The organism is Nocardia sp. NPDC004340 (genome assembly GCF_053602575.1).
This window is the reverse complement of record NZ_JBSGDW010000002.1, coordinates 222,575-235,560: the sequence shown is the minus strand read 5'-3', so window position 1 is coordinate 235,560 and position 12,986 is coordinate 222,575. Positions and strand designations below refer to the sequence as shown.

General features: G+C 68.3%; 12 protein-coding genes and 1 tRNA gene. 10 read left to right on the top strand and 3 right to left on the bottom strand.

Features of this window, described 5'->3' with window-relative positions:
• The first annotated feature begins 4 nt into the window (after positions 1-4).
• From dapC to ACWEOI_RS08530, 5 genes are all read left to right on the top strand, one after another.
• Positions 5-1,111 carry a succinyldiaminopimelate transaminase gene (gene dapC / locus ACWEOI_RS08550; protein WP_433668052.1) on the top strand — a complete coding sequence of 369 codons (1,107 nt, stop codon included), beginning with the start codon at positions 5-7 and terminating at the stop codon, positions 1,109-1,111.
• A 69-nt stretch (positions 1,112-1,180) separates the two neighbouring features.
• A tRNA-Asp gene (locus ACWEOI_RS08545) sits at positions 1,181-1,254 on the top strand.
• Between the two features lie 353 nt (positions 1,255-1,607).
• Positions 1,608-3,095, top strand: a complete 1,488-nt coding sequence (locus ACWEOI_RS08540; protein ID WP_433668050.1) for a GMC oxidoreductase — start codon at positions 1,608-1,610, stop codon at positions 3,093-3,095.
• Between the two features lie 76 nt (positions 3,096-3,171).
• Positions 3,172-4,806 (top strand): L-glutamate gamma-semialdehyde dehydrogenase, encoded by a 1,635-nt coding sequence (pruA, locus tag ACWEOI_RS08535; protein ID WP_433668048.1) that lies wholly within the window; start codon positions 3,172-3,174, stop codon positions 4,804-4,806.
• On the top strand, positions 4,806-5,765 hold the full coding sequence (locus ACWEOI_RS08530) for a proline dehydrogenase family protein (RefSeq protein ID WP_433668047.1): 960 nt from the start codon (positions 4,806-4,808) through the stop codon (positions 5,763-5,765). The genes pruA and ACWEOI_RS08530 overlap by 1 nt, the downstream gene beginning before the upstream one ends.
• Before the next feature lie 24 nt (positions 5,766-5,789).
• On the opposite strand, the gene ACWEOI_RS08525 is transcribed toward ACWEOI_RS08530, so the two are convergent.
• On the bottom strand, positions 5,790-6,653 hold the full coding sequence (locus ACWEOI_RS08525) for an oxygenase MpaB family protein (RefSeq protein ID WP_452359276.1): 864 nt from the start codon (positions 6,651-6,653) through the stop codon (positions 5,790-5,792).
• A 146-nt stretch (positions 6,654-6,799) separates the two neighbouring features.
• Between ACWEOI_RS08525 and ACWEOI_RS08520 the strand changes: the two genes are divergently transcribed.
• Positions 6,800-7,432 carry a TetR family transcriptional regulator gene (locus ACWEOI_RS08520; protein ID WP_433668044.1) on the top strand — a complete coding sequence of 211 codons (633 nt, stop codon included), beginning with the start codon at positions 6,800-6,802 and terminating at the stop codon, positions 7,430-7,432.
• A 13-nt stretch (positions 7,433-7,445) separates the two neighbouring features.
• Here the strand turns inward: ACWEOI_RS08520 and ACWEOI_RS08515 are convergent, their stop codons facing one another.
• On the bottom strand, positions 7,446-8,300 hold the full coding sequence (locus ACWEOI_RS08515) for an oxygenase MpaB family protein (RefSeq protein WP_452359275.1): 855 nt from the start codon (positions 8,298-8,300) through the stop codon (positions 7,446-7,448).
• 147 nt (positions 8,301-8,447) lie between these two features.
• Between ACWEOI_RS08515 and ACWEOI_RS08510 the strand changes: the two genes are divergently transcribed.
• The 3 genes from ACWEOI_RS08510 (at position 8,448) to ACWEOI_RS08500 (ending at position 10,684) form a co-directional block, all read left to right on the top strand.
• A complete protein-coding gene (locus ACWEOI_RS08510) occupies positions 8,448-9,866 on the top strand; it encodes an acyl-CoA synthetase (protein ID WP_452359274.1) in 1,419 nt (472 codons plus the stop codon).
• 34 nt (positions 9,867-9,900) lie between these two features.
• The gene (locus ACWEOI_RS08505) at positions 9,901-10,272 is read left to right on the top strand and encodes a PPOX class F420-dependent oxidoreductase (protein ID WP_357091451.1); all 372 of its coding nucleotides are present in this window, start codon (positions 9,901-9,903) and stop codon (positions 10,270-10,272) included.
• A gap of 100 nt (positions 10,273-10,372) precedes the next feature.
• Entirely contained in the window at positions 10,373-10,684 is a 312-nt protein-coding gene (locus ACWEOI_RS08500; protein WP_433668038.1) for a hypothetical protein, read from the top strand.
• A 77-nt stretch (positions 10,685-10,761) separates the two neighbouring features.
• Here the strand turns inward: ACWEOI_RS08500 and dapD are convergent, their stop codons facing one another.
• Complete coding sequence (dapD, locus tag ACWEOI_RS08495; RefSeq protein ID WP_452359273.1) at positions 10,762-11,724, bottom strand: 2,3,4,5-tetrahydropyridine-2,6-dicarboxylate N-succinyltransferase; 963 nt, start codon at positions 11,722-11,724, stop codon at positions 10,762-10,764.
• Positions 11,725-11,833: 109 nt separating this feature from the next.
• Between dapD and dapE the strand changes: the two genes are divergently transcribed.
• Positions 11,834-12,940: a succinyl-diaminopimelate desuccinylase gene (gene dapE, locus ACWEOI_RS08490; RefSeq protein ID WP_452359272.1), complete on the top strand. Its 1,107-nt coding sequence runs from the start codon at positions 11,834-11,836 to the stop codon at positions 12,938-12,940.
• The last annotated feature ends 46 nt before the right edge of the window (positions 12,941-12,986 follow it).

Genomic DNA, 12,986 nt, shown 5'->3' with positions numbered 1-12,986 from the left:
AGATTTGACCGCGCGTGGCCGGGTCAGCGCACTGCTACCCGATTTCCCCTGGGACACCATCGCTTCCGTGAAGGCGAAGGCCGCTTCGCATCCGGACGGCATCGTCGACCTCTCGGTCGGGACCCCGGTCGATCCGGTGGATCCGCTGATCCGCGAGGCGCTTTCGTCGGTGGCGGAGGTGCCCGGGTACCCGACCACGCACGGCACGCCCGAATTGCGTGAGGCCGTCGTGGCGGCCCTGAAACGGCGATTCGGGATCACGGGGGTGGACCCGGCGGCGGTGCTGCCGGCCATCGGCACCAAGGAGCTCATCGCCGGGCTGCCGCGGCTGCTGGGGCTGGGCGCCGAGGATCTGGTGGTCATCCCCGAGGTCGCGTACCCGACCTACGAGGTGGGCGCGCTGCTGGCCGGCACCCGGTACCTGCGCGCCGACAGCACGGTGGCGCTGGGCCCCGAGCGGCCCGCGCTGATCTTCCTGAACTCGCCGTCCAACCCGACCGGCAAGGTGCTCGGCGTCGACCATCTGCGCAAGGTGGTGCGGTTCGCCCGCGAGCGCGGTGCGATCGTGGCCTCCGACGAGTGCTACCTGGGCCTGGCCTGGGAGGGCCGCGCGGTGTCGATCCTCGATCCCGAGGTGTGCGACGGTGATCACACCGGTCTGCTGGCCATCCACTCGCTGTCCAAGACCTCGAATCTGGCCAGTTACCGCGCGGGTTTCGTGACCGGTGACCCGGAGCTGGTGGCGGAGCTGCTGGAGGTGCGCAAGCACTCCGGCATGATGCTGCCGTTCCCGATCCAGGCGGCCATGACCGCAGCGCTCGGCGATGACGCGCACGAGGTCCAGCAAAAGGACCGCTATCGTGCCCGCCGGGTGGTGCTGCGAGATGCGCTGCAGCGCGCGGGATTCCGGATCGACGACTCCGAGGCGGGTCTGTACCTGTGGTCGACGCGCGACGAGCCGTGCCGCACCACCCTCGATTGGCTGGCCGCGCGCGGCATCCTGGCGGCCCCGGGCGAGTTCTACGGACCGCGCGGGAATCAGCATGTGCGCATTGCCCTCACGGCCACCGACGAGCGCATCGCGACTGCGGCTGATCGCCTGACCAGCTGATTTTCGGTTACCCGGGCCCGCGTGATACCGTCTACGACGTCGCCAGGCCGAAGGCCGAGCGATTCGTAAGGCCCTGTGGCGCAGTTGGTTAGCGCGCCGCCCTGTCACGGCGGAGGTCGCGGGTTCGAGTCCCGTCAGGGTCGCAAGTGTGAAAGCCTCCCCACCGATTTCGGTGGGGAGGCTTTTTGCTGTTCTGCCTCCGGCTGCGTCCTCGGTTGCTCGCCGTTAGCGAGATATGTTGTCAGCTCTCGTTTTGTGAAAACTGACACACGTTCTCTCCAGAACATCTATAACAAGTTCTCATCGCAACTCGATGAGGAGTATTTCAGTGCGTGGATTGTCTTATGAAACCCCCGGCAAGAGTGTTTACGGCAGCAATGTCAGCCGACGAGGGTTCCTAGCTGCAACGGGGGTTGTTCTCGGGGCGGCCGCGCTACTAGGGAAGCTCCCAGCGGCCCGGGCCTTACCTGCCGGGTCGATCAATGACGGCGATCAGATGCCGGTCCTGGTAATTGGAACAGGTTATGGCGGCGCGGTCGCGGCCCTGCGGCTCGCTCAGGCCGGTCAGAACGTGGTCATGGTCGAGAAGGGCATGTCCTGGAGCCAGCCGGGTTCCGACGGCAAGGTCTTCTGCAACATGCTCAAGCCCGACGGCCGCTCGTTCTGGCTGCGCACCGAGACCGACCAGCCCGTCAACCACTTCATGGGCGCGCCCTACAACAAGTCCATCTCCCGGTACACCGGCGTGCTGGATTCCGAGCAGTTCAGCGGGATTCGCATCTACCAGGGCCGCGGCGTCGGCGGTGGCTCGCTGGTCAACGGCGGTATGGCGGTGACGCCGCAGCAGAGCTGGTTCCCGACCATCCTGCCCTCGGTGGACCCGGGCGAAATGTACAACACCTACTACCCGCGCGCCAATGCCGGGCTGAAGGTGAACAACATCGACTCGACCTGGTTCGAGAACGCCGACTGCTACCAGTTCGCCCGCGTCGGCCGTAAGCAGGCCGAGCGGTCCGGCTTCAAGTGGACCTTCGTCCCCAACGTCTACGACTTCAACTACATGAAGCAGGAGCAGGCCAACACCGCGCCGCGTTCCGCCCTCAACGCCGAGGTCATCTACGGCAACAACTACGGCAAGAACTCCCTCGACAAGACCTATCTCGCGGACGCCTCGGCCACCGGCAAGGTGACCATCGTCCCGCAGCACGTGGTCACCACCGTGTCCCCGGCCAACGGCGGCGGGTTCTCGGTCGTGATGAACCAGATCGACACCAGCGGCAACACCGTGAAGTCGAAAACGGTTACGGCGCAGAAGGTCTTCTTCGCGGCCGGCAGCGTGGGCACCAGCAAACTGCTGGTGACCCAGAAGGCCACCGGCAAGCTGCCCAACCTGCCCGACTCAGTCGGCGCCGGCTGGGGCAACAACGGCAATGTCATGGTGGCCCGGCAGAACCAAGCCTGGGACGCCACCGGCAGCCTGCAGTCCTGCATCCCCTGCCTGGGCATCGACAACCTGGCCGACAGCGGCGGTCCGGCCTTCGCCGAGGTCTCGCCGTTCCCGGCCGGGATCGAGACCTTCGCCAGCCTGTATCTGGCCATCACCAAGAACCCGAACCGGGCCAAGTTCACCTACAACTCGGGCAGCGGCGGTGTCGACCTGAACTGGCAGACCGCCTGGAACCAGCCCGGCATCGACGCGGCCAAGCGGATCTTCGACAAGATCAACAGCAAGGAAGGCACCATCTACCGGACCGACCTGTTCGGTACCTACAAGACCTGGGGCGACGACTTCGCGTACCACCCGCTCGGCGGCTGCGTGCTCAATGTGGCCACCGACAACTACGGCCGCCTCTCGTCCTACCCGGGCCTCTACGTCATCGACGGCTCCCTGATCCCGGGCTTCACCACCGTGAACCCCTTCGTAACCATTACGGCTCTGGCGGAACGGAATATCGAGAAGATCATCGCGGAGGACTTTCACTGACGTAAATATTCCGCTGTAGCGGCCGTCGGGGCGTGTTCTGTCCGGCCGGACGGGGGCGATCGCGATAGTGTTGGATATGGACGCTGTCACGGTTGTCCCCGCTCCCGTCAATGAACCGGTGCACACCTACGCCCCCGGCAGCCGCGAACGCGAGCTGCTGGCCGGGCGGCTGGCCGAACTCTCCGCCGAAGCCGTTGAAGTGCCGCTGGTGATCGGCGGCAAACATCAGCCCGGCGCGGGTGAACGCCGCGATATCGTGATGCCGCACCGGCGCCGGCACGTACTGGGGACCTACGCCAACACCACCCACGACGAAGCCCGGGCGGCCATCGCCGCGGCGACCGCGGCCGCGCCCGGCTGGCGGGCCATGCCCTTCGAGGAACGGGCCGCCATCCTGCTCCGCGCCGCCGACCTGCTGGCCGGGCCCTGGCGCGAGACCATCGCCGCCGCCACCATGCTCGGACAGTCGAAATCGGTGCAGCAGGCCGAGATCGACGCACCGTGCGAGCTGGTCGACTTCTGGCGGTTCAATGTGGCCTTCGCGCGGGGGATCCTGCGGGAACAGCCGCAATCCTCACCGGGCGTGTGGAATCGGATGGACTACCGGCCCCTGGAAGGGTTCGTGTGCGCCATCACGCCGTTCAACTTCACCGCCATCGCCGGGAACCTGCCCACCGCGCCCGCGCTCATGGGCAATACGGTCATCTGGAAACCGTCGCAGACACAGACGCTCTCGGCCTACTACACCATGAAATTGCTGGAGGAGGCTGGACTGCCGCCGGGGGTCATCAACATGGTGACCGGTGCCGGCGCGCAGTTGTCGGAGGTCGTGCTGGCCGATCCACACCTGGCGGGCATCCACTTCACCGGATCGACGCGCACCTTCCAATACCTGTGGCAGACGGTGGGCTCGAATATCGGCCGATACCACGGTTATCCGCGGCTGGTGGGCGAGACCGGCGGCAAGGACTTCATCCTCGCGCACCCCTCCGCCGATCCGGATGCGTTGCGCGTGGCCATGATTCGCGGCGCCTACGAGTATCAGGGCCAGAAGTGCTCGGCCGCCTCGCGCGCCTATATTCCGAAATCGGTGTGGCGGCGGATGGGCTCGGACTTCCTGGCCGAGGTGGAGTCGCTGACCTACGGGGATGTCGCCGATCTCTCGAATTTCGGTGGTGCCGTGATCGACGACCGCTCCTACGCCAAGTGCGTGGCCGCCATCGGGCGCGCCCGCGAGCAGGGCGTGTCGATTCCGGCGGGTGGCGGCTACGACGACAGCGAGGGCTGGTTCGTGCGGCCGACCGTGCTGCTCAGCGACGACCCCGGCGACGAGTCCTTCGAGACCGAGTACTTCGGGCCGATCCTGTCGGTCTACGTCTACGACGACGGCGCGCCCGACGCCTTCGAGGAGATCATGGACGTGGTGGACGGGACCTCCCCGTACGCCCTCACCGGCGCCATCTTCGCCCGCGACCGCCAGGCCGTCGAATCCGCCACCAGCACACTGCGATTCGCGGCCGGGAACTTCTACATCAATGACAAGCCCACCGGCGCGGTGGTCGGCCAGCAGCCCTTCGGCGGCGCCCGGGCCTCGGGCACCGACGACAAGGCGGGCTCCCACCTCAACCTGCTGCGCTGGGTCGCGCCCCGCACCCTGAAGGAGACGTTCGTCCCGCCCACCGAGTACCGCTACCCCCACATGGAGGCGTGATGAATCCACTGCGCCCGGCGATCCTGGCGGCCGCCGGGTCGTCCCGGATCAAGGACGTCATCACGAAGGTGCCGGTGACCGCCGCGGTGGTGCGGCGGTTCGTCGCGGGGGAGACCCGCGCGGACATGGTGCCGGTCGCGCGGGCGCTGCTGGAGAGCGGGCGCTCGGTCAGCGTCGACTTCCTGGGCGAGTACACCACCGACCGCGCCCAGGCGGATGCCGCGGTGGCGGAATACTTCTCGCTCATCGACGATCTGGCCGAGGCGGACCGGACGGCCGCCGGGGTGCTCACCGACATCCCGCGGGTGGAGGTCTCGCTCAAGCTGTCGGCGCTGGGCCAGTCCCTGGGGCAGGACGGCCCGGCCATCGCCGCGGAGAACCTGCACAAGCTGTGCGCGAAGGCCGTCGAACGCCACGTCTGGGTGACCGTCGATGCCGAGGACCACACCACGACCGCCGAGACTCTCGAAGCGGTCCGCAATGCCCGCACCGAATTCCCGTGGCTGGCGGTAGCTTTGCAGACTTATCTGCGACAGGCCGAGCACAATGCCCGCGACCTGGCGGCCGACGGCACCCGAATCCGCCTGTGCAAGGGCGCCTATCAGGAACCCGACACCGTCGCCTACCAGCGCCGCGCGGAGGTGGACGCCTCCTACCTGCGCTGCCTCGAGGTGCTGCTCCGCAATGCCTGGTACCCCATGATCGCCTCGCACGACCCGGCCATGATCTCCGCCGCCCTCGCGCTGGCCGCCGAAAACCACCGCGAACCAGGCGATTTCGAGTTCCAGATGCTCTACGGCATCCGCGACGCCGAACAGCGCCGCCTGGTCGACGACGGCCACTCGCTGCGCGTCTACATTCCCTACGGCACCCAGTGGTACGGCTACCTCATGCGCCGTCTCGCCGAACGCCCGGCCAATCTCGGCTTCTTCCTGCGCGCATTGACCGAGCGCGGCTGAGGGCCCTCCGGCCGCCGGTCGGATTCAGACCAGCGGACGGCCGAAGCGCCGGCGCAGACGCATGTCCGCCAGGAAGAAGTTGTAGGGGAACATCCGCAGCACCGTGGGCATGCGGGTCCAGACCGCGGAGATCACGCGCAGGAAGCCGGTGAAGACGCGCTCGTCGCGGGCGCTCCAGGTCATGGACATCTCGTCGCGCAGGTGCTGGGGGAGCAGCGCGGTGACGATGAAGCGGTGCAGGCCGCCCAGGGCGAACTGCACCGGCCACGACACCATCTTCAGATCGGTGAGGTCGTTGAAGTACTTTCGGGTGGGCCCGTCGATGGACTTGGTCGCCAGGTTCTCGTCCCAGTAGGCGTAGAAGTCCTCGCGGGTGGCGGGCCACATCTCCGGGCGCATCTGCAGCGTGGTGCCCAGGCGGGCGCAGTACTGGTAGAAGGCTTCGGCCAGTTCGGGATCCATCGGGCCGCGCATGCGGTGGTACAGGTCGTCCACACCCCAGTACAGGCAGGCCGCCACCCACAACTGGAGTTTGGGGTCGAAGGCGTTGTACTTGACCGCGCTGCCGGGCTTGGAGTGCACGCTGCGGTGCGCGCCGTTCACGGCCTCGCGGTAGGTACTGCGGTCCAGGTCGTTGCCGAGCAGGGCGACCGAGAGGTACGTGAGGGTGGTGCGCAGCCGCTTGACCGGGTGCAGGGTCACCTTGCCGCTGTCCACGTCACTCTCCATGACGCCGTAGGCGACCGGCTCGAGCGACAGCTGCATCACCACATTGGCCGCGCCGCCCAGGAAGGCCGCGACGCCGTCGATGTGCTCGCGGATGTCCGCGGGGGTCAACGGCTGATAGGCCGGGGGAAACTCGTCGAATTTGCGCAGCGGGGCGGTCATCGTTGACTCGACTCCTCGTCGTCACTCCTCGCCGGTGAGGAGAGTGTGAGAAATTTCGCCACTCACCTTCTCATCATGGGGTGCCGGTGTCAATGTGCGAAGATTAGTGCCTCACCGTTTCTTTGCGACCGGAAAGGGCCCGGACCATGGCCAAACTGGCCAAACTGCTGCCACTCGTCCGCGGATCCGGCCCCGAGGACCGCAATCAGGCCAAGGTCCTCGACGCCGCCCTGCTCGCCTTCCTGGACTTCGGCATCAAACGCACCAGCATGGTCGAGGTCGCCCGGCGTGGCGGACTCTCGCTGGCCACCCTCTACCGGCGCTTCGCCGGGAAGAACGATCTCATCCAGGCCGTCGGGCTGCGGCAGGCCCGCCAGTTCATCGACGACGTGGACGCCGCCGTGCAGGGGCCGATCGAGGCCGACGCCAGCGCCGAGGAGCAGATCGTCGCGCTGTTCGTGGCCTTCACCGAGGGCCTGCGCAACAACCAGCTGCTGGACCGGCTGCTCAAGACCGAGCCCGAGATCGTGCTGCCCTATCTGACCGTGCAGGGCGCGCCGGTGATCGAACTGGGCCGCGACTACGTGGCCGAGTTCACCGCCCGGCTCCAGGCGGAAGGCAAACTGCCGCAGTACGATCCGCTGCCGCTGGCGGAGATGACCGCGCGGGCCGCGCTCTCGCTGGCGCTCACCCCGCAGACCGTCATCCCGCTCGACGATCCGGAGGCGCTGCGCAAGTTCGCCCGCGAGCACGTGATTCCGGGCTTCCGAATCCTCTGACCGGCAACGGGTTTCACACCAGCTTCAGGCCCAGTCGGCGGCGCAGCCGCATATCGGTGAGATAGACGTTGAGCGGGAACGCGCGCAGCGGGGCCGGCACCACCGACTCGACCGCGCCCGCCGTCTTCAGCATGGCGGCCAGCGCCCGGTCCTGACCCGGCGTCCAGGTCATACCCATCTCGTCCCGGAGATGTTGCGGCAGCAGCCCGGTCACGAAGAAGCGGTGCGCGCCGGCGAACGGCGGGCGCAGCGGGCGGGGCAGCATCTTCAGGTCGATGAGATCGTCGAAGTACGCCTTGATCTTCGGGTCGATGCGGGTCCTGGCGAGGTTCTCGGCCCAGTACCGGTCGAAGGCGGCGCGGTCGGCGGGCCACATCTCCGGGCGCACCTGCAAGGTGGTGCCCAGGCGGGCGGCGTGGTGGTAGAAGGCGTCGGCGTCGTAGTCGTCCATCGGGCCGTGCATGCGCTCGTAGATGTCGCGTGCGCCCCAGTACAGGCAGGCCGCCACCCAGAGCTGGAGTCTCGGATCGAAGGCGTTGTACTTCACGGTGCTGTCCGGGCGGGAACGGACGTACTTGTGCACGGCGTCGACCGCCTCGCGGTAGGCGGCGCGGTCCTCCTCGGTACCCAGCAGCGCGACGGCCAGGTAGGTCAGGGTGGTGCGCAACCGCTTGAACGGGTGGACCATGACGTTCCCGGACTCCACCGGGCTCTCCACCACGCCGTAGCCGACCGGGGGATTGGAGAGCTGCATGATCACGTTCGCGGCGGCGCCGAAGAAACCGGCCGCGCCGTCGAGGTAGCGGCGGACATCGATCTCCGGTGCGGGCGCGCCGGATTCGACAGGGTGGGGCAGCGGCCTGGTCATCGTTGACCACATCCTCGGGTGAGAAGGTTGTACAGAAACTGTCTTACCCACTCGGGTGGTCTGTCAACCGGCGCGACGGCTTCGCAAGCGAACCGTTGCGCGCCGCGCGGCGGGTCGGCGGACCGCGGCCTCGGGTAGCGTGAGCCCGTGTCGCCGCTCTTGCTGAGTTCGCTGAATCCGGTCGCCATCGCCGCCGGAGCCGATATCCCCGATGCCGTCACCATCGACGGGGAGACCCTGTCGCGCAGTGATCTGCTCGGCGCGGCCACCTCGGTCGCCGAACGCGTCGCCCAGGCCCGCCGGGTCGCGGTGCTGGCCGAGCCGACCGTCACCACCGTGCTCGCGGTGATCGGCTGCCTGATCGCCGGGGTCACCGTGGTCCCGGTCCCGCCGGACGCGGGCAGCGCGGAACTCGCCCACATCCTGCGCGACTCCGAGGCGCAGGCCTGGCTGGGCAAGGCCCCCGAAGGCTCCGAACTGCAGGTGATCCCGGTCCGCAAGCACGCCCGATCCTGGCACCGCTACGCCGAACCCGCCGGGACCGCAACGGCTTTCGTGCTCTACACCTCCGGCACCACGGGCGCGCCCAAGGGGGTGATGCTCAGCCGCGCCGCCATCGCCGCCGGGCTGGACGCCCTGATCCAGGCGTGGGGCTGGACCTCGAACGACGTTCTGGTGCACGGCCTCCCGCTGTTCCACGTGCACGGCCTGATCCTGGGCCTGCTCGGTCCGCTGCGGGCGGGCAGCCCGCTGGTCCACACCGGCAAGCCCACCCCGCGCGCCTACGCCGACGCGCACGGCACCATGTACTTCGGCGTCCCCACCGTGTGGTCGCGGATCGTCGAAGAGCCCGACGCCGCACGGGAATTGGCGAAAGCGCGCATCCTGATCTCGGGCAGCGCCCCGCTGCCCGTGCCGGTGTTCGAGCGGCTGGCCGACCTCACCGGGCACGCCCCGATCGAGCGTTACGGCATGAGCGAAACCATGATCACCCTCTCCACCCGGCCCGACGGCGAACGTCGCCCCGGCTGGGTGGGCACCCCGGTCGCCGGGGTGGAGACCCGGCTGCGCGACGAGTCCGGCGCGCCGGTGCCGCACGACGGGGAAAGCGTTGGCGGACTGCAGGTTCGGGGCCCCATGCTGTTCGCCGGCTACCTGGGCAAGCCGGAGGTGACCGCCGAGAACTTCACCGCCGACGGCTGGTTCAAGACCGGTGACGTGGCCGTCATCGACGCCGAGGGCTTCCACCGCATCGTGGGCCGGGAATCGGTGGACCTGATCAAATCCGGCGGTTACCGGATCGGCGCGGGCGAGATCGAGACCTCCCTGCTGGGGCATCCCGCGGTGGCCGAGACCGCCGTCATCGGCGTCCCGGACGAGGACCTCGGACAGCGCATCGTCGCCTACGTGGTGCCGCGCGACGCCGCGGACGCCGCGCTCGCCGACGAGCTCATCGCCCACGTGGCGGGGGAACTCTCGGTGCACAAGCGGCCCCGCGAGGTGCGCCTGGTGGACGCGCTGCCGCGCAATGCCATGGGCAAGGTGCAGAAGAAGCTCTTGTCTTGACCTGAAGCGCGGTCGAGGTTCTAGCGTGATCGACATGACCGCATCCCTGTCGCCCGCGCAGATCGACTACCTGAACAGTCAGCGGCTCGGACGGCTCGCCACCGTCCGGCCCGACGGCTCCCCGCAGAACAATCCGGTCGGCTATCGCTACAACGCGGCGCTCGGCACCATCGACATCGGCGGCCACCATATGGGCGCCAGCCAGAAGTTCCGCAATCTGTCGAAGGAGGACCGGATCGCCTTCGTCGTCGACGACGTCCCGTCCGTCGACCCGTGGACCGTGCGCTGCCTCGAAATCCGCGGCACCGCACAGGCTCTGCGCGATGTCGAACCGTTCTACCCCGGCCTGTCCCCGGAGATCATCCGCATCACCCCGGAGCGCGTCATCGCCTTCGGCATCGACTGACACCGAGGTTCTGCTGCCGAGGGTTTCGGGGTCTGGCCGCGGATCGGGGCCGCCTCTAGCGTCCTGGAGGTTGTTTCTCGTCATCCAGGAAGGCCGAACGATGCCCACCGCACTGCGCACCACCATGGCCGCCACCGCCGTCCTCGCCGGACTGCTGGCCCCCGCCGCCGCGGCGACCGCCGCGCCACTGTCGCTCACCCCGATGCTTCAGCCCGCCGAGCCGGTCGCCGGGACCACCACCACCGGATCGGTGAACACCGGGCCCACCGGCACCGGATCGTTCGATCCGTCCGCGGCCGGTTCCTCGAACCTGATCAAGGCGCTCCAGACCGGTTCGGGCCAGTGCAACAACACCGGCCCGATCCCTCCGCTCGACGGACAGCCCGCTCCGTGGTGCGCCCTCTACAAGTGAGCGCGCCCCGCGGCTGAGCCCCGAAACGACGAAAACCCCTGCGGCCCAAGCCGGCAGGGGTTTTCGTCTGTTACGACTCAGTCGTTGGCGTGCAGGGCCGCGTTCAGCTCGATGCCGGTGCCCTTGCGAGGCCGCACCTCGACCGCGCCGGTCAGCGAGTTGCGGATGAACAGCAGGTTCGACTTGCCGGACAGCTCACCGGCCTTCACGATCTGGCCGTCGGGCAGCGCCACCTTGGTGCCCGCGGTGACATAGAGGCCCGCCTCCACCACGCAGTCGTCGCCGAGCGAGATGCCCAGGCCCGAGTTCGCGCCCAGCAGGCAGCGCTCGCCCAGCGAGATGACCTGCTTGCCGCCGCCGGACAGGGTGCCCATGATGGACGCGCCGCCGCCGACATCGGAGCCGTCACCGACCACCACACCGGCCGAGATACGGCCCTCCACCATGGAATTGCCGAGCGTGCCGGCATTGAAGTTGACGAAGCCCTCGTGCATGACGGTGGTGCCCGAGGCCAGGTGCGCGCCCAGGCGCACGCGGTCGGCGTCGGCGATGCGGACACCGGAGGGCAGCACGTAGTCCACCAGGCGCGGGAACTTGTCGACGCCGTACACGGTGACCTGGCCGCGGGCCCGCAGCTTCAGGCGGGTCAGCTCGAACTCCTCGGTCGAGCACGGACCGTGGTTGGTCCACACCACGTTCGCGAGCAGCCCGAAGACGCCGTCGAGGTTCGCGCCGTGCGGGCGGACCAGGCGGTGCGAGAGCAGGTGCAGGCGCAGGTAGGCGTCGTGGGTGTCGATCGGCGCGGCGGACAGGTCGGCGATGACGGTGCGGACCACCACGGTCTCGACCCGCCGGTCCTCGTCGACGCCCGCCGAGGCGGCGAACTTGGCGTACTCGGGATCGGAGGCGTCCAGCCGCACCGTGCCCACCTCGTCGGCGGAGAATTCGCCGAGCGTCGGGTACGGGTACCAGGTGTCGAGGACCGTCCCATTGACGGTGATGGTGGCGATGCCGACTGCTGCTGCTCCCTGAGTACTCACGTTCCCACACGTTACCGGGCTGCGAATTCATACCGCATGCGGTGCCGATTTGTGCCAACGCAGCCACCGTGCGAAGAACTGCGGTTATTCCTCCTTTAGGGTGGATCGAGTGACCATCGATCTGAGAGCCGACCCGATTTCACTCACCGCCGCGCTCGTGGATATTCCGAGCGTCTCTCGGAACGAGAAGGTCATCGCCGACATCGTCGAAAAGGCCCTGCGCGAACAGACCACCGGATTCGAGATCCTGCGCCACGGCAATACCGTGCTGGCGCGAACCAATCGGGGCCTGCCCAGCCGCGTGATCCTCGCGGGGCACCTCGACACCGTGCCGATCGCCGACAATGTGCCCGGCCACTTCGAGACCACCGCCGACGGCGAACGACAGCTGTGGGGTTGCGGCACCGTCGATATGAAGTCCGGCGACGCGGTCTTCCTGCACCTGGCCGCCACCGTCGCCGACCCGGTGCACGACCTGACCCTCATCTTCTACGACTGCGAGGAGATCGCGGCCGAGTACAACGGGCTGGGCTGCATCGAACGCGAACTGCCCGAATGGCTGGAGGGCGACCTCGCGATTCTCGGTGAGCCGTCCGGCGGCTGGATCGAGGCGGGCTGCCAGGGCACCCTGCGGGTGCGGCTCACCACCGCCGGCGTGCGCGCCCACACCGCGCGAGCCTGGCTGGGGGACAACGCCATTCACCGCCTCGCCCCGATCCTGGAGCGGCTGGCCGGATATCAGGCCCGCGAGGTCGAGATCGACGGCTGCACCTACCGCGAGGGCCTGTCCGCGGTCCGCGTCGAGGGCGGCGTGGCGGGCAATGTCGTGCCCGACGTCGCCACCGTGGACGTGAACTTCCGCTTCGCCCCCGACCGCACCCTGGACCAGGCCACCGAGCACGTGCGTGAGGTGTTCGCCGGACTGGAACTGGAATTCGAGCGCACCGACGGCGCGCCCGGCGCCCTGCCCGGCCTGTCGAATCCGGCGGCCAAGGACCTCATCGAGATCGTGCACACGCACGGCTCCGGCGGGGTGCGCGCCAAGTACGGCTGGACCGATGTCTCGCGGTTCGCCGCGCGCGGCATGCCCGCGGTGAATTTCGGTCCCGGCGACCCGAACCTGGCGCACAAGCGTGACGAGCACCTGCCCGTCGAGCAGATCACCCAGGTGGCCTCGATGCTGCGCAGCTACCTCACCGGCGAGAAAAGCCGATGAACTGTTCAGCACCACGCTGAACGGGCGACCGACAGCGGTCATGCGC